The organism is Tepidiforma sp. (assembly GCF_034432735.1).
In the GTDB taxonomy this organism is placed as follows: domain Bacteria; phylum Chloroflexota; class Dehalococcoidia; order Tepidiformales; family Tepidiformaceae; genus Tepidiforma.
On sequence record NZ_DAOUBJ010000127.1, the window covers coordinates 1 to 18,781 of the forward strand.

Consider the following 18,781-nt stretch of genomic DNA (forward strand, 5'->3'; position numbering starts at 1 on the left):
GGTCGAGCCGGGCTGGAAACGGACGCTTTTTTGAGCGTAGGATGAGCAAGCGCAGGATGAGGGCTGGTGGATGGCCCCGTGACACCCGCCGCAGCGCGGTCGGGGCTGACCGGTGCTGAACGCCAGGCCGGGCTTTGTCCGCCCAAGCCTCCCGAGGAACGTCCCGCCATGCAAGTGCATGTGACGACCGATAATCACATCCCTGGCAGCGCCGAACTGACCGACAGCGTCAGCCAGATGCTGCACGCGGCGCTGGTCCGCTTCGAGCCGCAGCTCACGCGGGTCGAGGCCCATCTGCGGGACGAGAACAGTCGCCATCGCCGGCGCCCTCGGTGGCGAAGAAAAAGGCCGCCTCCCTGCCGCCGCCGTCGCCGCCTGGCTCTCCGTCGTCGTCGCCGCCATCGTCGTCTCCTTCCAGCTCGCCCTCTCCGATACCACCTCCCTCACCACAGCCCTCGTCGCCATGGTCGGCTGGCACGTCCTCATCGGCATCGGCGAAGCCATCATCACCGTCGGTGCCCTCGCCTTCATCCAGACAGCCCGCGCCGACCTCCTCCAACTCCGCGAAGCCACCGCCTGAAGGAGTCTCGCCCATGTCCAACGCATCCCAACCCCGCACCTTCCTCCAGCGCTGGAGCTGGGTCATCGTCGGGCTCGTCGTCGCGGCCCTAGTCGTCGTCTTCCTCGCACCTGCCGCCTCCTCCGACCCCGACGGCCTCGACCGCGTCTCCGAAGACAAAGCATTCGTCGACAAAGCCAAAGACCCGGCCTACGAATGGCTGCCCGACTACACCATCCCGGGCGTCGACAACGAATGGGCCAGCGTCGTCCTTGCCGGACTCATCGGCGTCGGCATCGTCTTCGCCGTCACCATCGGCCTCGGCGCCGCCGCCCGCGCCGCCAAAAAGCGGAGGGTCGGCGGCTGAACCTCGACCGCTACCTCCCGCGCCAAAGCCCCATCCACCGCGCCGATCCGCGCCTCAAATTCCTCCTCGTCGTCGCCTTTATCCTCACCGTTAGCCTCCTCCCCGAGGGCGCCTTCCTCGCCATCGCCGCCGCTTGGCTCCTCCTCGCCGCCGTCTCCCTCCTCGCCCGCATCGGCCCCGCGCGCATGGTCCGCGGCGCCTTCATCGCCCTCCCCTTCGCCTTCGCCGCAGTCCCGCTCATCTTCACCCGCCCGGGCCGCCCCCTCGGCACCATCGACCTCCAACTCTTCCAGCTCACCGTCAGCGGCGAAGGCATCGTCGCCTTCGCCACCATCCTCCTCAAAAGCTGGGTCTCCGTGCAGGCCGCCGCCCTGCTCGTCTTCACCACCCAGTTCCACGACCTCCTCGAAGGCCTCGAGCGCCTCCGCCTGCCCAGGCTCATGGTCGCCATCGTCTCCCTCATGTACCGTTATCTCGCTGTGCTCACCGGCGAAGCCACCCGCATGATGCGCGCCCGCTCCTCCCGCGCCGCCACCCCACCCGGCACCAAGCCCCCCGGCTGGCGCTGGCAGGCACGCGTCGTCGGCAACATGGTCGGCGCCCTCTTCATCCGCGCCTACGAACGCTCCGAACGCGTCTACCTCGCCATGCAATCGCGCGGCTACGCCGGCCACCTCCGCCACCTCCACGACCGCCCCTTCCCGCGCCCGCAGCTCCTCCTCCTCACCGTAGCCATCCTCGCCCTCGCCGCCTTCGAACTCAGCGCCCACACCTGGGTGCCCCGCGCATGACGAGCCTAGCCCCCTCCCAGCAACCAGAGGCCACCACCCTCCCGCTCGTCCACATCGAAGGCCTCGTCTTCCGCTATCCCAACGGCCATCAGGCCCTCCACGGGCTCGACCTCCGCATCCAGCCCGGCGAAAAAGTCGCCCTCATCGGCCCCAACGGCGCCGGCAAAAGCACCCTCATGCTCCACCTCAACGGCATCCACCTCCCCACCGAAGGGCGCGTCGTCATCGATGGCCTCCCCGTCACGCGCGAAAACCTCGGCCGCATCCGCTCCCTCGTCGGCCTCGTCTTCCAGGACCCCGACGACCAGCTCTTCAGCCCCACCGTCTACGACGACGTCGCCTTCGGCCCCATCCACATGGGCCTCACCAAAGAAGAAGTCGACCAGCGCGTCGCCCGCGCCCTCCACGCCGTCGGCCTCGCAGGATTCGAACAACGTCAGCCCTTCCACCTCTCCATCGGCCAGCGCAAACGCGCTGCCCTCGCCACCGTCCTCTCCATGTCCCCACGCCTCCTCGTCCTCGACGAGCCCTCCGCCGGCCTCGACCCCCGCGGACGCCGCGAACTCATCGGCCTCCTTCGCACCCTCGAACAATCCCTCCTCGTCAGCACCCACGACATGCGGCTCGTCGCCGAAGTCTTCCCCCGCACCATCATCCTCGACGAAGGCCGCATCGTCGCCGATGGCCCCACCCCCCAACTCCTCGCCGATCCCGCCCTCCTCGAAGCCCACGGCCTCGAAATGCCCTGACCCCACACTGACGGGTTTCGCCCCGCCAAACGTATACTGAAGTAGAGTGAACTCCACCGAATTCAACGCCTTCGAAGCTGCCATCGCAGGCCGACCCGAAGAAGTCGACCTCTTCACGGCCGCCATGATCATCGCTCGCCTCGGCGGCCACGACCCCGACCCCCACCGCACCGCCCGAGCCCTCGACCTCATCGCCGAAGACGTCCTCGCCGAAGCCGGCCAACGCCCCTCCCTCCAAACCCTCGCCCACGCTCTCGACCACCAACTCTTCACCGTCGCCCGCTTCCGCGGCAGCTTCGAAAACTACGACGACCCAGAAAACTCCTACCTCGATCGCGTCGTCGAACGCCGCACCGGCATCCCCATCACCCTCTCCATCGTCTACCTCGAAATCGCCCAGCGAATCGGCCTCCCCGCCGATGGCATCGGCTTCCCCGGCCACTTCCTCGTCCGCTACGGCGAGCCCGGCCACTACACCTACCTCGACCCCTTCCAGCAAGGCGCCCGCCTCGACGAACAAGAACTCCTCGCCATGCTCCGCGGCCTCGACCTCGGCGGCGCTCGGCCCGAGACCTTCCTCCACGCCGTCACCCGCCGCCAGATCCTCCAGCGCATGCTCAACAACCTCCACGCCAGCTTCCGCGCCCGCCGCGACATCCAACGGTGGCACGACACCATCGAACTCCAGCTCCGCCTCGAACCATGGAACGTCGCCCTCATCGGCGAACGCGGTATGCTCCGGTACCGCCTCGGCCGCCTCGAAGAGGCCCTCCCCGACCTCGAAACCTACGTCACCGCCAGCGAAAAAAACGCCAGCCCAGGCGCCATCCGCCTCCTCGACCAACTCCGCCTACGCTATCGCAACATGGGGGAATCGCGATGACCACCGAACCAACCACCCGACACACCCAGCCCCGCGGCCGCAAAGCCCTCCAGCGCTCCATCGCCTGGTACCTCCGGCAGCTCTCCCGCGTCCTCAACGTCCTCACCGACGAAGAACTCGAACGCCTTATCCCCCACCTCACCGAACGCCGCTTCAAGCCCCGCCAAGTCATCTTCTCCACCGGCGACCCAGCCGAACGCGTCTACCTCATCCTCAAAGGCCGCGTCAAAATCTACCAAGTCGCCGATAACGGCAAAGAAATCATCCTCGACGTCGCCGGCAAAGGAGACGTCGTCGGCGACATCGCCATCGTCGAAGACGGCGAACGCACCGCCACCGCCCAAGCCATCGACGAAACCATCGCCGTCTCCATCACCTGGGAAGACTTCACCCACCTCCTCCAACAATCCCCCCGACTCGGCTTCGCCATGATGGAACTCATGGCCCGTCGCCTCGCCGGCATGCAGCGCGCCTTCGTCAACATCGTCTCCAAACCCGTCTCCGCCCGCCTCGCCGATACCCTCCTCGCCCGCGCCGAAGACGGCGTCATCCGCCTCGGCCTCACCCACCAAGAGCTCGCCCAAACCATCGGCACCAGCCGCGAAACCGTCACCGCACTCCTCTCCCGTTTCGTCACCCTCGGCGCCATCACCCCCATCCCCGATGGCTACCGCATCGTCGACGAAGACCTCCTCGACGACATCGCAGCCGGCGAAGTCCCCGTCTCCCCCCGACACCCCGTCAACCCGGCACCCAGTACCATGGCAGGGTGACGCTCGCCGCCGAACATCCCCTCGCACCGGGGTACCCCCGGCCCCTCCTCATCGCCCACGGCGCCGGCAACAGCCCCGAAACCGCTCGCCTCGCCATCGACGCCCGCGCCGACCTCCTCGAAGTCGACCTCTGGCTCCACCGCGGCCGCTTCGAAGCCCGCCACGAGCGGCGCCTCCGCTTCCTCCCCTTCCTCATCGAAACCTGGTACCTCAAGCGCCCGCCCCGTACCCCCTTCGGCCTCGAAGAGCTCCTCCGCCTCGCCTCAGCCAACTCCACCGGCCTCTTCCTCGACCTCAAAAACGGCCACAACCGTACCGCCCACGCCCTCCACCACCTCCTCCACGACCTCCCCCACCATCCACCCGTCCTCGCCTCCTCCCAGTCCTGGCCAGTCCTTCGCGCCCTCCACCACATCAGGCCCACCATCGACCTCTTCTACTCCATCGACGTCCGCGCCAAACTCGACCTCTTCCTCGCCGTCTCCGAACGCGAGCCCCTCCCCCGCGGCATCTCCTGCCGCCACGCACTCCTCACCCGCCCCATCGTCCAAGAGCTCCGCAGCCGCGGCCTCGCCATCGTCGCCTGGACCGTCGACGACATCGAACGCGCCGAACAGCTCGCCGACTGGGGCGTCGATGGCATCACCACCCACCGCATCGCCGAGCTCCGCGCCGCCCTCCGACCCGGCCCATGAACCCCCAGCCCATCGCCGTCTACGTCCACATCCCCTTCTGCACCATCAAGTGCGGCTACTGCGACTTCAACGCCTACGCCGGCATGGACAACCTCAAAGACGCCTACGCCCAAGCCCTCCTCACCGAAGCCGCTGCCGCCGCACCCCTCCTCGCCGGTCGCACCATCGCCTCCATCGGATTCGGCGGAGGCACCCCAGGCGAAATGGCACCCCACCACATCGCCCAGCTCCTCACCCACCTCCGCCAAATCGCCCCCATCGCCCCCGACGCCGAAATCACCCTCGAAGTCAACCCCGGCACCACCACCGAAGCCCACCTCCACGCACTCCGCCAAGCCGGCGTCACCCGCCTCTCCATCGGCGCCCAATCCTTCCACACCACCGAGCTCACCTTCCTCGACCGCATCCACTCACCCCAGGCCACCGCCGCCACCCTCCGCACCGCCCGCATCGCCGGCTTCCACAGCATCAACCTCGACCTCATCTACGGCCTCCCCGGCCAGCCCCTCGCCGACTGGCTCACCAGCCTCAAAACAGCCATCGACCTCGCCCCCGACCACATCTCCTGCTACGCACTCACCATCGAAGAAGGCACCACACTCGCCCGCCGCATCCAACGCGGCGAAACACCACCGCCCGACCCCGACCTCGCCGCCGACATGTACGAAGCCGCCACCGACCTGCTCGCCCACGCCGGATTTCAGCAATACGAACTCTCCAACTGGGCCAAGCCCGGCCACCAATCACGCCACAACCGCACCTACTGGACCGATGGCGACTACCTTGCCCTCGGCGCCGGCGCCCACGGCTACCTCCACGGCGAACGGTACGAAAACGTCGCCCACCCCAAGGCCTACATCGAGGCCGTCCGCGCCCGCGCCAACCGAACCCCCCGTCCCGCTCTCGCCCGCATCACCACCCCCCCACTCGCCGCCCAGCTCGCCGACTGGCTCGCCCTCCGGCTCCGACTCCTCGAAGGCTTCCACCCGAGCGAATTCCAGCGCCGCTGGCGGCTCCCCCTCGCCCGAACCGTCGGCCCCGTGCTCCAAGAATGCCAAGCCCTCGGGCTCCTTCACACCGCACCCACCGTCCGGCTCACACGCCCCGGCCGCCTCCTCCACGGCGAAATCGCCGCACGCCTCCTCGCCCACCTCCAGCGCACCATGCCACCGGCCCCAACGCCCATCCGCCCAACCAGCTAGACCAGCCGAACCTCAGGGCGCCTCGGCCGCCAGCTCCGCACGACCCCCGCGCAGCCGCCGCCACGCCCTCGCCAAATCGTGGTTCTCCCACGCCACCAGCACCTGCGATGCCACCCCGATGCTCGAATACGTCCCCGCCACAATCCCCACCAACAACACCAACAAAAAGTTCCGGATCGTCTCGCCGCCAATCAACAGCATCGAAACGATCGTCAGCAACACCACCAGCGACGTATTGATCGAACGAGCCAGCGTCTCCGTCAGGCTCGCGTTCACCGCCTCTTCGAACGGAACATACGGATCGTGCGAAACCATCTCCCGAATTCGGTCGAACACCACGATCGTGTCGTGCACCGAGAAGCCGATTACCGTCAGAATCGCCGTAATGAACGCCGTATCCACCTCCACCCCGCGGAACTCGCCCAGCACCGCGAATAGCCCCATCACGATCACCGCATCGTGCACCAGCGCGATCACCGCACACGCACCATACCGGTACGGCTTCGGCAACTGCCGGAAGGCCAGCCAAATGTAAATCAAAATCGCGAACGCCGCCGCAACCACCGCGAACGTCGCATAGCGAGCAATCTCCGAAGAAACCGAACCCGAAACCGTCGCGAAATCCTTGCGCTCCAGCGCACCGAACCGCTCCCGGAGCCCCCGCTCGATGTCATCGATCTCCCCCGGCGGCGTCGGGCCCGCCCCGGCCGTCAGGCTCGGCGCATTCTCCAGCTCGTTCGTCCGCACAATGAACGTATTCTCACCCGAGCCCTGCACCCGGGCCTCCGGATGACCGAGCTCGCGCATCGCCCCGCGCAGCTCGGCCTGCGTCACGCTCCGCTCCAGGAACTGAACCGTGAACGTCGAGCCCGACGTGAACTCGATACCCGGCTTCAACCCCCACATCGCCAGAGCCACCAGCGCGGCCACAAAGAAAATCCCCGAAAACCCCAGATACCACCACCGCTTGCCAGCGAAATCCAGCATCGTCTACTCCCCCGCCGCCTCGGCAACACGCCGCCGCGGCCGCCCCTGCAACGGCTGCTCCGACGCATTGAACAAAAACCCACTCTTCGCAAGCGGCGTCCCGATCACCATCTTCAAGAACGTACGCGTCACCGTAATCGCCGAGAACATACTCACCAGCACACCGATCGCCAGCGTCAGCGCGAAGCCCTTCACCAGCGCCGCCCCGAACTGATCCCCGAACCAGTACAAAATCACACACGTAATCAGCGTCGAAACATTCGAATCACGAATCGAAAGCCACGCCCGCCGGAACCCGATATCGATCGCCGCGTTCAGCGTCCTGCCGCGCCGCAGCTCCTCCTTCAACCGCTCGAAAATCAACACGTTCGCATCCACCGCCATACCCACCGAGAGCACGAACGCCGCAATCCCCGAAAGCGTCAGCGTCACCGGCACCAGCTTGAAAATCATCAACGTCACCGACGTGTACACCACCAGCGCAGCCGACGCCAGCAGGCCCGGAAGCCGGTAGTACAGCACCATGAACAGCATCACCGCCGCCATCCCCACGAGCCCCGCCTTCACCGACGCAAGGACCGAATCCTCGCCCAACGTCGCGCTCACCTCGCTCGCCTGCACCGTGCGCAGCGGAATCGGCAACGCGCCCGCGTTCAACTGCTTCGAAAGTGTGTTCGCCTCGCTGAACGTGGGCTGCCCCGTGATCTGCCCACGGTCGCGAATCACCGCCTGGACCTCCGCCTGGCTCAGGATCTGCCCGTCCAGCATCACCACCAGCAGCCGCCGCGGATCCCCCGAAGGGTATTGCAGCGCCCGCGTCGTGATTTGTTCCATCAGCTGCGCGCCGACCCCCGTCGTCTCGAAATTCACCGCGAACGTCGTCCCCAGCCGGGAAGGAAACGTATTGTTCTTCAAATACGCCCCGGTCATCTGCAACGTCTGGCCGTTCACCACCCCCGTCGCCGGAACCAAATTCCCACCGTCGTCGTAAACCATGAACTCCAGCGAGGCCGTCTTCCCGATCAGGTCCTGCGCCTCCGTCAGCGAAATCCCCGGCACCTGCACGCTCAGCCGATTCCCGCTCGCACGCGTGATCTCCGCCTCGCTCACCCCGAACGCGTTCACCCGGCGCTCCACCACCTGCTTCGCGCTCTCCAGCGCCTGGTCCAAATCGCCCTGATAGTCCGGCGGCGGATCCGCCTCCAACACCAGCCGCACCCCGCCCCGCAGATCCAGGCCCAGCCGCATCGTCTCGCGCTCGAAACTGCCAATCTTGATGCCCCGCCCCGAAGGCCAGAAATCCCCCGGCAGGTACCGATCAGGCGTGCTCGGCCAGACAACGATGACGCTGAACGTCGTCAGCGCCACCACGAACAGAAACAACAGAACCGTCGTGGTACTACGCACCCGAGTGTGTCACCTCGCCCGCCTGCCCCTCGGGCGCGGGCTTCCCTTCCGTATCGGTTGTCTCCAGCGTGCTCAAACGCCGCGAAATCGCCTCCGTCACCGCCCGCACCCGCACCCCGGGCGCCAGCTCCAGAATGATTTCCGTCGGGCCCTCCGCGGGCACCACCACATCCTTCACCTCACCGATCAGCCCGCCCGTCGTAATCACCTCATCGCCAATCTTCAACTGCGCGACGGCCTTTCGCTGCTCCTTCTTCTCCTTCAGCACCGGCTGCAAAAGGATGAAATAGAACGCAGCGACGGCCAACCCCGTATAGAAAATCACGCTCCACATTGCCGCCATGGCCGAACTCCTCTCAGGCCTCGCCCGGTCTCGAATCCTGCCAAAACCCGGGCTGGCGCGATACCTCGCGTGCCAACGCGAGCGCCTCCTCCCGCGTGCGAACGTGCCCCTCGAGTTGGGCGCGGCGAACCGATGTTAGGACAGCCCCTAGCAAGCGTCCACCAGGAAGCCCCAGCTCCGCCATCAGGTCGTCACCCCCCACCAGCGGCGCCGGCTCGTCACCCGCCGTCGCAGCCCACGCCCGCGCCAACACATAATTCACGAACGCACAGTGCCGGCCGAAGTGCTCCCGCGTGTATCGCGGCCCCTGCGTCGCCCAGCCGTCAGCCAGATTCACCACCATCAGCGCCAGCACTTCCCCATCCAGGTCACGCGCAAAGCGCCGGAACGCGCGGTCCGAAGCCGGGCCATTGCGCACCAGCTCCGCCGGCCGCAAGTGATAGCGAACGAGCCGAGTCACGAAGGCCGCCGCCTCGCCATCCAGCCCCATCGCCGGCAGCCGCACGGCCATCATCTCAGCCCCCACCGGACCATGCCGCGGAAACCGCAGCCGCCCCTCCAGCATCGTCGCCGTCGGCGGCTTCGCCACATCGTGGAGCAGCGCACCCAGCCGCACCAGGGCCGCCACCGGCACCCCTCCCACCGACCGCGCCAACCACCCGCCGAAGTCCACCCAATCGATCGCCGCCCGAAACGCCACCCCTGCCTCACCCTCCCCCAACACCGCATCCACCGCCTCCACCGCCGCCAGACTGTGCCCCAGCACATCGAACGCATGCAGCGCCGGCTGCGCGAACCCCCGCCCCGCCTCCAGCTCCGGCAAGAGCCGCGTCAGCTCCCCCTCGCCGTCCAGCTCCCGCAGCCGGACACCTGCATCCGCCCCGCAGAGCACCTCGATCAAATCCTGCAGCTCCATGCCCACACAGCGTACCCCACCCCCGTGCCCCCCGCCGTCAGCTCGCTCCGCCGCCCACCTCCCCCTACCATGCTCACGTGAACGGAAACGTCAGCCCTCCCTCGTTCCGGATCCGCTCCCTCGTCGTTTCCGTCTACCTGCCCACCTTCCTCTTCGCCATCGGACAGGGCGCCGTCATTCCCGTCATGCCCCTCTACGCCATCGAACTCGGTGCCTCCCCTGCCTTCGCTGGCCTCCTCGTCGCCCTCCGCGGCATCGGCACCATGGCCTTCGACATCCCCGCCGGCATCATGGTCTCCCGCCTCGGCGAACGTTGGACCATGCTCATCGCCGCCGGCGTCCTTGCCGTCGTCGCCATCGGCATCGCCCTCGCCCCGAACCCCCTCCTCCTCGCCCCGCTCGTCTTCGCCATGGGCTGCACCTGGGCCATCTGGATGCTCGCCCGCCTCGACTACGCCACCGATATCACCCCCCTCGACCAACGCGGACGCGTCCTCTCGCTCATCGGCGGCTCCAACCGCATCGGCAACTTCGCCGGCCCCTTCCTCGGCGCCGCCGCCGCCACCATCGTCGGAACCGACGCCGCCTTCTACCTCCAAGCCACCCTCGCCCTCGGCGCCGCCGCCCTCATACTCGCCGTCGTGCGCGATACCCCAGCCGCCGAGTCCACCACCGCCGGCCACCACCCCGTCGGCCACGTCCTCCGCACCCACGCCGCCATCTTCGCTACCGCCGGCCTCGCCTCCCTCGCCATCCAAGTCCTCCGCTCCAGCCGCCAGGCCATCATCCCCCTCTGGGGCGACCGCATCGGGCTCGATGCCGCCCAGGTCTCCATCATCTTCGGCCTCTCCTCAGCCCTCGACATGACCCTCTTCTACCCCGTCGGCATCGTCATGGACCGTTGGGGGCGAAAATTCGCCGGAGTCCCCTGCCTCCTGTTCATGGCCTTCGGCATGTTCCTCGTCCCCCTCGCCGACTCCTACCCCGCACTCCTCGCCGCCAGCCTCCTCGTCTCCTTCGGCAACGGCCTCGGCAGCGGCATCAACATGACCCTCGGCTCCGACTTCTCCCCGACCGCCGGTCGCGGCGAATTCCTCGGCGCTTGGCGGCTCGTTACCGACCTCGGCACCGCCGGCGGGCCCCTCCTCGTCAGCGCCATCATCGGCATCGGCTCGCTCGCTGCCGCAGCCGTCGCCACCGGCGGCATCGGCCTCGCTGGCGCCGCCATCCTCGCCTTCCTCGTCCCCGAACCGCTCCACCGCCACCGTCCCGCCTCCGCATCCGAGTCCAGCACCTGAGCGCCTAGAGAATCGCCCCGCGCTCCTTCAGCGCCGCAATCCCCTCCCAGTCGTAGCCCAGCTCCAACAACACCTCCTCCGTGTGCTGCCCCAGCTCCGGCGCCCATCCCCGGGGCCCAGCCGGCGTCCCGTAAAAATCCACCGGCGTGTTCACCTGCTCCACTACCCCGTCCGGCGATTCCACCTCCACGAACGCCCCAGCCGCCCTCACCACCGGGTCCTCCACCACCTCCGCCACACCCAGGATCGGCGCCCACCACACATCGTTCGCATCGAAAATCGGCCCCCACTCCGCCAGCGTCCTCGTCGCCAAAATGCGGTCCAACGCCGCCACCAGCGCCGGGGCATGGTCCCGCCGCCCCAGAATGTCCGCGAACCGCGGATCGTCCACCAACTCCGGCGGATTCCCCAACGCCCGCAACAAATCCGGCCAATGCCGGTCGCCCTGCAACAAAAGCAAGTAGAACCACCGCCCAGCAGCATCGCGGTACGGATTGATCAGCGGATTCGGCGCGTGGCGCCGATCGTGCGGCGGCGTCGGCGGCAGCTTCGCCCGCAGCTGCGTATTCGTATCCCACCCCATCATGTACACCCCGATGCGCGTCAGCGAGACCGCCACCCGCTGCCCCCTCCCCGTTCGCGTCCGCGCAAAAAGCGCAGCCGCCACCGCACCCGCCGCGTTCGCGCCCGTCATGTGATCCCCCATCCCGCCCCGCTGCAACGGCGGTTCCGCACCCTCGGGCGTCAACCCTGCGACAACCCCCGCCCGCGACCAGAACGCCCCCACGTCGTAGGCGGCCCGGTTCGCCTCCGGCGAATCCGGCCCATAGCCCGTCACCTGACAGTAAACGAGCCCCGGATTCCGCCCCGCCAACCGCTCGTACCCCATGCCCAAGCGCTCCAGCGCCCGCGGGCGCATGTTCGTCACGAACACATCCGCCCGGTCGATCAGCGCATCCGCCACCGCCCGCCCCTCGTCCGTCTCCAGATTCACCGCCACACTCCGCTTGCCACGGTTGTCCAGCTCGAACGGCGGATTCATCACCGCTCCGAACGCCGCCCCCAAACCTCGAAACGGATCACCCTCCAGCGGCTCCAGCTTCACCACATCCGCCCCCCAATCGGCCAGAATCGCCGCGCACGAAGGCCCAGCGACCCAGACCCCCATCTCCACCACCCGAATACCATCCAACGGACCAGCCATCCGAACGTGCCCTCCACCAGCGTCGTACCACGCCACAGGATTCTATCCACACCCCCGCAGCGAGCGAACCCCTTACACCAGCGCATTCACCAACGCCGAAAGCGCGCTCAGCGTCAGCACGCCGAACACCAAAAGCCGAAACCGTCGCTCGTCGAACCGCGTGAACAACCGATTGCCCGCTAGCCGCCCCGCCTGGCTCGCAGGAAACGCCGCCGCCGCCAGCACCGCCGTGTGCAGCGTCAGCGTCCCCGAAGCCAACAGCATCGCCGCTGCCCCGCCCGACGTCACCAGAAAATACACCGTCGTCGTCCCCCGAAACGCCAACGGCGCCAAGCGCCGCCCCTGCAGATACAACACCACCGGCGGCCCCGACATACTCGTCGACGTATTCAGAATCCCGCTCACGAAGCCCGTGCCCAAATCCCACCCCGGGCCACTCCCCCGAATCTGCCAGCCACGCGCCAGCACCCCCGTGAACGCCAACACCACCACCGCGATGCCCGCCTGCAGCACCCGCGGCTCCGCCACCAACAACACCGCCAACCCCAGCGGCATCCCCACATAGCATCCAACCGCCATCCGCGCCGTCGTCCGCCGCTCCGCCGCCCGGCCCACCGCCCGCAACTGCGTCAGGCCCACCGCCGTCCCCAAGAGATTCGCCAACGCCACCGTCTCCTTCGGCCCGATCACCATCGCCAGAAAAGGCACGATGAACAGCGAAAAGCCAAACCCCGAAAGCGCCTGGATCAGCGAGGCAGTCCCCGCCAAACCCATCACGATCGCCGCCGTCGCCCAGTCCACACCCCCTTATCGCACGCCTCCCGAATCCAGCCAACGCAAATCGGCCGCCGCCGCAGTACCCTACACCCATGGAAGTAGCCAACGAACTCATGGTCCGCGGCATCGTCGTCGGCGTGTTCCAGGAAAACTGCTGGATCATCGGAAACCGCCGCACCGGCGAAGCCATCTGCATCGACCCGGGCGACGAGCCCGAAGAAATCCTCGCGCTCGCTCGCGACATGGGCGTCCGCATCAAGTACATCGCCAACTCCCACGCCCACGTCGACCACGTCATGGGCGTCGCCGGAGTCCACGCCGCCACCGGCGCCAAATTCCTCCTCCACCACGCCGACCTCGACCTCCTCCGCCACGGCTGGAAAGCCATCGCCGCCCGCTTCGGAATCCCCATCGAAAAAGGCCCGCCCGACCCCGACGCCTTCGTCACCCACGGCGACATCGTCGAAGTCGATGGCCTCCGCCTCCACACCATCGCCACCCCCGGCCACACCCCCGGCTCCGTCTCCTACTACGCCGAAGAAGGCATGCTCTTCAGCGGCGATACCCTCTTCCGCGGCTCCATCGGCCGAACCGACCTCCCCGGCGGCAACTTCGAACAAGAAATGCGCTCCATCTGCGAACAACTCCTCCTCCTTCCCGACGACACCATCGTCCTCCCCGGCCACATGCAAGAGACCACCATCGGCTTCGAAAAGCAGCACAACCCCTTCGTCCTCGAATGGCTCCGCCGACGCCAAGATCCCGCCACCAGCTGGCTCCAGCAGTAACCGGGTGACCGCCACCCTCACCTTCCATGGCGGCGCCGGCACCGTAACCGGCTCCCGCTTCCTCCTCGCCACCCCCGACGACGCCGTCCTCGTCGATTGCGGCCTCTTCCAAGGCCTCGAAGCCCTCCGCCTCCAAAACTGGCAGGGCCCCGGCTTCCACCCACGCACCCCCCGCGCCATCCTGCTCACCCACGCCCACATCGACCACAGCGGCTACCTCCCCCGCCTCGTCCGCCTCGGCTACCGCGGCCCCATCTACGCCACACCCGCCACCGCCGAGCTCACCCGCATCCTCCTCCTCGACGCCGCCCAAATCCAAGAAGAAGACGCCGCCTTCGCCAACCGGAAAGGCTTCAGCAAGCACCACCCCGCGCTCCCCCTCTTCACCGTCGGCGACGCCCTCCGCACCATCCAGTACCTCCGCACCCGGCCCTACGGCGAACGCTTCGACGTCGGCACCTTCCGCGCCACCTTCCGCAACGCCGGCCACATCCTCGGCTCCGCCTTCGTCCACCTCGAAGTACCCCTCCGGCCCGATAACGCCCACCTCATCGTCATCAGCGGCGACCTCGGCCGCTACCATCAGCCCATCCACACCGACCCCGTCCCCCTCCCCCCTTGCGACACCCTCGTCCTCGAAACCACCTACGGCGACCGCACCCACCCCCACGAATCCATCATCGCCCAGCTCCGCCAAGAACTCCTCCCCACCCTCGAACGCGGCGGCACCGTCCTCATCCCCGCCTTCGCCGTCGCCCGCGCCCAGCTCGTCACCCACCACCTCCGCGTCGCCATCGAAACCGGCCGCTTCCCCGAGATCCCGATCCACATCGATTCACCCATGGCCAACGACGTCACCCACCTCTACGACCGCTACCTCGAGAGCGAATACCTCGACCGCGCCATCCCCCATACCAGCCCCGGCGCCCTCTTCCCGCGCAACGTCCGCTTCCACCGCACCATCGAAGACTCCAAAAAACTCAACAACCTCCCCGGCCCGCGCATCATCATCGCCGCCAGCGGCATGCTCACCGGCGGCCGCGTCCTCCACCACCTCCAGCGCCTCGCACCCGACCCCCGCAACCTCATCTGCCTCGTCGGCTACCAAGCCGCCGGCACCCGCGGCCGCGCCCTCATCGATGGCGCCACCACCCTGCGCGTCTTCGGCATCGACATCGACATTCGCGCCCGAGTCACCTGCATCCACGGACTCTCCGCCCACGCCGACCGCGACGAACTCCTGCGCTGGGTCGAAACTGCCCACCAACCCCCGAAACGCATCTTCCTCGTCCACGGCGAACCCCCCGCCGCCGAAGCCCTCGCCGCCGCCCTCAGGACCCGAGTCCCCAGCGAGATCGTCATCCCAGCCCTTGGCCAGTCCTTCCCCCTCGAATGACCGCCGCCCTCACCCACCCCGGAAATTCAAATAGTAGCGGCTCGGCGTCGGGCCCTCCTGGCCCTGGTACTTGCTCCCCGCCTCCTTCGAACCGTACGGATGCTCCGCCGGCTCCGTCAGTCGAAGAAACGAAAGCTGCGAAACCTTCATCCCCGGGTAGAGCGTGATCGGCAGATTCGCCACATTCGAGAGCTCCAACGTCAGCGCCCCGTTCCAACCCGGGTCCACATACCCCGCCGTCGAATGCACCAGCAACCCCAACCGCCCCAGCGACGACTTCCCCTCCAACCGCCCCACGATGAAGTCCGGCAGCCGCACCCGCTCCAGCGTCACCGCCAGCGCGAACTCCCCCGGATGCAGAATGAACGGTTGCTCCTCCGTCGCCTCCACCAGCTCCGTCAGGTCCGGATATTCCTGCTTCACATCGATGAACGGCACCCGCGAATTCCGGAACACCCGAAACAGGCGCCCCAACCGCAAGTCCACACTCGCGGGCTGGATAGCACCCTCCCCCAGCGGTTCGATCTCGATGTTCCCCGCCGCAATTTCGCGCCGAATCGTCCGATCGCTGAGGACCATCTCCTTGCCCCCGGCCACGTTTGCCCCAGTCTAGGGCGCCGCTCGCTTCCGTTCCTGCCCCCGCGCCCCAACTGTCCCCCGCTTCCCCACCGCGGTAAGCTCCCGACAAACCTCGCGCCCACGAGCCCCGATGGACCCCTTCGCCCACCAACTCCCCCGCCTCGAATCCCGCTACGACCCCGCCAGCGAAACCAGCCGCGCCAACACCACCCACAACACCGCCCTCCTCGCCGACCTCCGCGCTCGCCTCCATCGCGTCGCTGCCGGCAGCGACCCCGCCGCCATCGAACGCCACCGCTCCCGCGGCAAACTCCTCGCCCGCGAACGGATCCAGCTCCTCCTCGACCCCGCAACCACCTTCCTCGAACTCAGCCCCCTCGCCGCCGATGGCGTCTACGACGACGACGTCCCATCCGCCGGCATCGTCACCGGCATCGGCCTCGTCGCCGGCCGCCCCTGCGTCATCATCGCCAACGACGCCACCGTCAAGGGCGGCACCTACTACCCCCTCACCGTCAAAAAACACCTCCGTGCCCAAGAAATCGCCCAAGAGAACCACCTCCCCTGCATCTACCTCGTCGATTCCGGCGGCGCCTTCCTCCCACTCCAACACGACGTCTTCCCCGATAAACACCACTTCGGCCGCATCTTCTACAACCAAGCGCGCATGAGCGCCCTCGGCATCCCCCAAATCGCCGCCGTCATGGGCTCCTGCACCGCCGGTGGCGCCTACGTCCCCGCCATGAGCGACGAAACCGTCATCGTCCGCGGCACCGGCACCATCTTCCTCGGCGGCCCACCACTCGTCCGAGCTGCCACCGGAGAAGTCACCACCCCCGAAGAACTCGGCGGCGCCGACGTCCACACCCGCATCTCCGGCGTCGCCGACCACCTCGCCAACGACGACCACCACGCCCTCCGCATCGTCCGCGACATCGTCAGCACCCTCCCACCCCCGCCGCCACCACCTTGGCCCCTCGCCCAACCCGAACCCCCCGCCTACCCCAGCGACGACCTCCTCGGCATCGTCCCCACCGACCTCCGCCACGCCATCGACGTCCGCGAAATCATCGCCCGCATCGTCGATGGCTCCCGCTTCCACGAATTCAAAGCCCGCTACGGCACCACCCTCGTCTGCGGCTTCGCCCGCATCGAAGGCCACCCCGTCGGCATCCTCGCCAACAACGGCATCCTCTTCTCCGAATCCGCCCTCAAAGGCGCCCACTTCATCCAACTCTGCACCAGCCGCCGCATCCCGCTCGTCTTCCTCCAGAACATCACCGGCTTCATGGTCGGCCGCCAATACGAAAACGCCGGCATCGCCAAAGACGGCGCGAAAATGGTCACCGCTGTCGCCTGTGCCACCGTCCCCAAATTCACCGTCATCATCGGCGGCAGCTTCGGCGCAGGAAACTACGCCATGTGCGGCCGGGCCTACGGCCCCCGCCAACTCTGGATGTGGCCCAACGCCCGCATCTCCGTCATGGGCGGCGAACAGGCCGCCTCCGTCCTCCTCCAGGTCCGCCTCGACCGTGGCGAAACCCTCACCCCCGAAGAACAACAAGCCTTCAAGGCTCCCACCATCGCCCGTTACGAAGCCGAAGGCTCCCCCTACTACTCCACCGCCCGCCTCTGGGATGACGGCGTCATCGACCCCCGCGACACCCGCCGCGTCCTCGCCATCGGCCTCCAGGCCGCCGCCTGCGCCCCCATCGAACCCACCCGCTTCGGCACCTTCCGCATGTAGCTGTCAGTACCCTCCCTCCTGGTCGAACCTCAGAGTAAAGGCACCAGCAGCCCGGGGAACGATCCTCGCCACGCGGACGTCTACCCCTCCAGCGGAACCACCCCACCAGGAGGAACCATGCCGTCGAACACACCGGTCCGATTCTCCGGCCCCCTCGGTTGGGCCATCGCCGGTATCGCCGCCGGCGCCCTCTTCGCCGCCGGTGCCCTCACCGCCCGCGCATTCATCGACGACTCCAGCGGCGCGTCCCAGCCGCCCACCCAGGCCGACACCGCAACCGACCTGCCCGCCATCGCCCCCAACCGCCCAGGCATCCCTATGTTCGGGCAGGGTGGCGCCACCGCCGAAGACAAAACCACCGCTACCACCAAGCCCTCCTACTGGGGCCCATCCGGCTGCCCCGTTCCCTTGCCCTCCGGCACCCTCGGCCAATCCGTCATCGACCTTCAGGGAGCAGGCCTCACCCCCCGCCTCCCCAAAGATGGCTTCCAACTCACCAGCGTCAACCTGTCCGCCTTCAGCGACTGCGCGCCCGACGGCACGCCCACCGGCCCCGCCCGGCCCGTCCTCTCCACATCCTGGCGCCACACCGCCACCGGCCTCGATATCCAACTCACCCAATCGCCCACTACCCAGCCTGTCGCGCCAGTCCTCCGGCCCGACGGTGCTACCTTCGCCGAAGGGAGCCAAGCCTTCACCGTCTCCATCTATGCCTTTGCCGTCGAGCCGCTCGACCCACGCCTCCCCTCTCCTCGCGGCCCCCACCCGCGCGCCGGCGAAGTCCTTCGCGAATTCATCGCTCAGATCGTGCCCGGCTTCGACCAACAGTGCTTCTGGACCCTCGCCGATGGCGACTGGAACGACCTCGCCACCTACGGCGTCGGCGACCCCCGACCCGCAATCCCGAGCGAATTCACCCTCCAGGAAACCCACGTCGCCGCCTTCCGGCCGCCCGCTGGCCCCTGCGATACCACCGTCAAGCCCACCGACGGCTTCGGACTTTACGCCACCTGGTCAGCCGACGACGGTAGCTCCATCGGCATCTCCGTCAATGGAATGCCAACCACCGTCGGCGTGACACCCGCCCCAGGCTACATCGACCGATACTCCGCGAGCTGGGTCAACGGCCAGATTCAATACAACGTGTGGCTCTACCCCGGACCCAAAACCCCAGCCACCACCCCCGTCCGCGACATCGCCCGAGCGCTCGACCCGGCGTTCAACGACGCCTGCTTCGTCCAAATCCGCACTCTCTCCGAAACCGACCTCCGCGCCCTCGGATTCCGCGCCCCGCAGCCGCCCGCAGGCTACACCATCGCC

Annotated in this window: 21 protein-coding genes; 13 read left to right on the top strand and 8 right to left on the bottom strand. The window is 67.7% G+C overall.

The window, feature by feature from the left end; translation table 11 throughout:
• A partial coding sequence (locus VAE53_RS11520; RefSeq protein WP_322819511.1) for a hypothetical protein occupies nt 1–465 on the bottom strand: 465 nt, incomplete at its 3' end.
• Here VAE53_RS11520 and VAE53_RS11525 point away from each other — a divergent pair.
• The 8 genes from VAE53_RS11525 to hemW are packed head-to-tail and all read left to right on the top strand — an operon-like array spanning nt 401 to nt 6,019.
• Nucleotides 401–580, top strand: coding sequence for an energy-coupling factor ABC transporter permease (locus VAE53_RS11525; RefSeq protein ID WP_322819531.1), 180 nt, complete (start codon nt 401–403; stop codon nt 578–580). The genes VAE53_RS11520 and VAE53_RS11525 overlap by 65 nt on opposite strands.
• Before the next feature lie 13 nt (nt 581–593).
• Nucleotides 594–926 (top strand): PDGLE domain-containing protein, encoded by a 333-nt coding sequence (locus tag VAE53_RS11530; RefSeq protein ID WP_322819512.1) that lies wholly within the window; start codon nt 594–596, stop codon nt 924–926.
• The gene (gene cbiQ, locus VAE53_RS11535; RefSeq protein WP_322819513.1) at nt 815–1,717 is read left to right on the top strand and encodes a cobalt ECF transporter T component CbiQ; all 903 of its coding nucleotides are present in this window, start codon (nt 815–817) and stop codon (nt 1,715–1,717) included. The genes VAE53_RS11530 and cbiQ overlap by 112 nt, the downstream gene beginning before the upstream one ends.
• Nucleotides 1,714–2,466, top strand: a complete 753-nt coding sequence (locus tag VAE53_RS11540) for an ATP-binding cassette domain-containing protein (protein WP_322819514.1) — start codon at nt 1,714–1,716, stop codon at nt 2,464–2,466. Before cbiQ ends, VAE53_RS11540 begins: the two co-directional genes overlap by 4 nt.
• Before the next feature lie 46 nt (nt 2,467–2,512).
• Nucleotides 2,513–3,349, top strand: coding sequence for a transglutaminase-like domain-containing protein (locus VAE53_RS11545; RefSeq protein ID WP_322819515.1), 837 nt, complete (start codon nt 2,513–2,515; stop codon nt 3,347–3,349).
• Nucleotides 3,346–4,122: a Crp/Fnr family transcriptional regulator gene (locus VAE53_RS11550; protein ID WP_322819516.1), complete on the top strand. Its 777-nt coding sequence runs from the start codon at nt 3,346–3,348 to the stop codon at nt 4,120–4,122. Before VAE53_RS11545 ends, VAE53_RS11550 begins: the two co-directional genes overlap by 4 nt.
• The gene (locus VAE53_RS11555; protein WP_322819517.1) at nt 4,119–4,817 is read left to right on the top strand and encodes a glycerophosphodiester phosphodiesterase; all 699 of its coding nucleotides are present in this window, start codon (nt 4,119–4,121) and stop codon (nt 4,815–4,817) included. The genes VAE53_RS11550 and VAE53_RS11555 overlap by 4 nt, the downstream gene beginning before the upstream one ends.
• Complete coding sequence (gene hemW, locus VAE53_RS11560; RefSeq protein WP_322819518.1) at nt 4,814–6,019, top strand: radical SAM family heme chaperone HemW; 1,206 nt, start codon at nt 4,814–4,816, stop codon at nt 6,017–6,019. Before VAE53_RS11555 ends, hemW begins: the two co-directional genes overlap by 4 nt.
• A gap of 12 nt (nt 6,020–6,031) precedes the next feature.
• Here the strand turns inward: hemW and secF are convergent, their stop codons facing one another.
• Genes secF through VAE53_RS11580 form a run of 4 tightly spaced genes read right to left on the bottom strand, consistent with a single transcriptional unit; the run spans nt 6,032 to nt 9,672 of the window.
• Entirely contained in the window at nt 6,032–7,006 is a 975-nt protein-coding gene (secF, locus tag VAE53_RS11565; protein ID WP_322819519.1) for a protein translocase subunit SecF, read from the bottom strand.
• A gap of 3 nt (nt 7,007–7,009) precedes the next feature.
• Nucleotides 7,010–8,413: a protein translocase subunit SecD gene (gene secD, locus VAE53_RS11570; protein WP_322819520.1), complete on the bottom strand. Its 1,404-nt coding sequence runs from the start codon at nt 8,411–8,413 to the stop codon at nt 7,010–7,012.
• A complete protein-coding gene (gene yajC / locus VAE53_RS11575) occupies nt 8,406–8,756 on the bottom strand; it encodes a preprotein translocase subunit YajC (RefSeq protein ID WP_322819521.1) in 351 nt (116 codons plus the stop codon). Before yajC ends, secD begins: the two co-directional genes overlap by 8 nt.
• Before the next feature lie 13 nt (nt 8,757–8,769).
• On the bottom strand, nt 8,770–9,672 hold the full coding sequence (locus tag VAE53_RS11580) for an HD domain-containing protein (protein ID WP_322819522.1): 903 nt from the start codon (nt 9,670–9,672) through the stop codon (nt 8,770–8,772).
• A 77-nt stretch (nt 9,673–9,749) separates the two neighbouring features.
• Here VAE53_RS11580 and VAE53_RS11585 point away from each other — a divergent pair, with 77 nt between their 5' ends.
• Complete coding sequence (locus VAE53_RS11585; RefSeq protein ID WP_322819523.1) at nt 9,750–10,970, top strand: MFS transporter; 1,221 nt, start codon at nt 9,750–9,752, stop codon at nt 10,968–10,970.
• A gap of 4 nt (nt 10,971–10,974) precedes the next feature.
• Here VAE53_RS11585 and VAE53_RS11590 read toward each other — a convergent pair whose 3' ends face one another.
• Both VAE53_RS11590 and VAE53_RS11595 read right to left on the bottom strand, forming a co-directional pair.
• Nucleotides 10,975–12,174 (bottom strand): CoA transferase, encoded by a 1,200-nt coding sequence (locus VAE53_RS11590; RefSeq protein ID WP_322819524.1) that lies wholly within the window; start codon nt 12,172–12,174, stop codon nt 10,975–10,977.
• 72 nt (nt 12,175–12,246) lie between these two features.
• Nucleotides 12,247–12,975 carry a sulfite exporter TauE/SafE family protein gene (locus tag VAE53_RS11595; protein WP_322819525.1) on the bottom strand — a complete coding sequence of 243 codons (729 nt, stop codon included), beginning with the start codon at nt 12,973–12,975 and terminating at the stop codon, nt 12,247–12,249.
• Between the two features lie 68 nt (nt 12,976–13,043).
• Between VAE53_RS11595 and VAE53_RS11600 the strand changes: the two genes are divergently transcribed.
• Both VAE53_RS11600 and VAE53_RS11605 read left to right on the top strand, forming a co-directional pair.
• Nucleotides 13,044–13,739: an MBL fold metallo-hydrolase gene (locus tag VAE53_RS11600; RefSeq protein ID WP_322819526.1), complete on the top strand. Its 696-nt coding sequence runs from the start codon at nt 13,044–13,046 to the stop codon at nt 13,737–13,739.
• A 4-nt stretch (nt 13,740–13,743) separates the two neighbouring features.
• Nucleotides 13,744–15,135, top strand: coding sequence for an MBL fold metallo-hydrolase (locus tag VAE53_RS11605; RefSeq protein ID WP_322819527.1), 1,392 nt, complete (start codon nt 13,744–13,746; stop codon nt 15,133–15,135).
• A 9-nt stretch (nt 15,136–15,144) separates the two neighbouring features.
• On the opposite strand, the gene dcd is transcribed toward VAE53_RS11605, so the two are convergent.
• Complete coding sequence (gene dcd, locus VAE53_RS11610) at nt 15,145–15,714, bottom strand: dCTP deaminase (protein WP_369294051.1); 570 nt, start codon at nt 15,712–15,714, stop codon at nt 15,145–15,147.
• 130 nt (nt 15,715–15,844) lie between these two features.
• Between dcd and VAE53_RS11615 the strand changes: the two genes are divergently transcribed.
• On the top strand, nt 15,845–17,461 hold the full coding sequence (locus VAE53_RS11615; RefSeq protein WP_322819529.1) for a carboxyl transferase domain-containing protein: 1,617 nt from the start codon (nt 15,845–15,847) through the stop codon (nt 17,459–17,461).
• A 117-nt stretch (nt 17,462–17,578) separates the two neighbouring features.
• Nucleotides 17,579–18,781 (top strand): hypothetical protein (locus VAE53_RS11620; RefSeq protein ID WP_322819530.1); only part of this gene is annotated, 1,203 nt, incomplete at its 3' end.

Coding starts and splice junctions, on each gene's coding strand:
- VAE53_RS11530 (WP_322819512.1), top strand. CDS start 594: ATGTCCAACGCATCCCAACCCCGCACCTTCCTCCAGCGCTGGAGCTGG.
- cbiQ (WP_322819513.1), top strand. CDS start 815: ATGGGCCAGCGTCGTCCTTGCCGGACTCATCGGCGTCGGCATCGTCTT.
- VAE53_RS11540 (WP_322819514.1), top strand. CDS start 1,714: ATGACGAGCCTAGCCCCCTCCCAGCAACCAGAGGCCACCACCCTCCCG.
- VAE53_RS11550 (WP_322819516.1), top strand. CDS start 3,346: ATGACCACCGAACCAACCACCCGACACACCCAGCCCCGCGGCCGCAAA.
- hemW (WP_322819518.1), top strand. CDS start 4,814: ATGAACCCCCAGCCCATCGCCGTCTACGTCCACATCCCCTTCTGCACC.
- secF (WP_322819519.1), bottom strand. CDS start 7,006: ATGCTGGATTTCGCTGGCAAGCGGTGGTGGTATCTGGGGTTTTCGGGG.
- yajC (WP_322819521.1), bottom strand. CDS start 8,756: ATGGCGGCAATGTGGAGCGTGATTTTCTATACGGGGTTGGCCGTCGCT.
- VAE53_RS11580 (WP_322819522.1), bottom strand. CDS start 9,672: ATGGAGCTGCAGGATTTGATCGAGGTGCTCTGCGGGGCGGATGCAGGT.
- VAE53_RS11590 (WP_322819524.1), bottom strand. CDS start 12,174: ATGGCTGGTCCGTTGGATGGTATTCGGGTGGTGGAGATGGGGGTCTGG.
- VAE53_RS11600 (WP_322819526.1), top strand. CDS start 13,044: ATGGAAGTAGCCAACGAACTCATGGTCCGCGGCATCGTCGTCGGCGTG.
- dcd (WP_369294051.1), bottom strand. CDS start 15,714: ATGGTCCTCAGCGATCGGACGATTCGGCGCGAAATTGCGGCGGGGAAC.
- VAE53_RS11615 (WP_322819529.1), top strand. CDS start 15,845: ATGGACCCCTTCGCCCACCAACTCCCCCGCCTCGAATCCCGCTACGAC.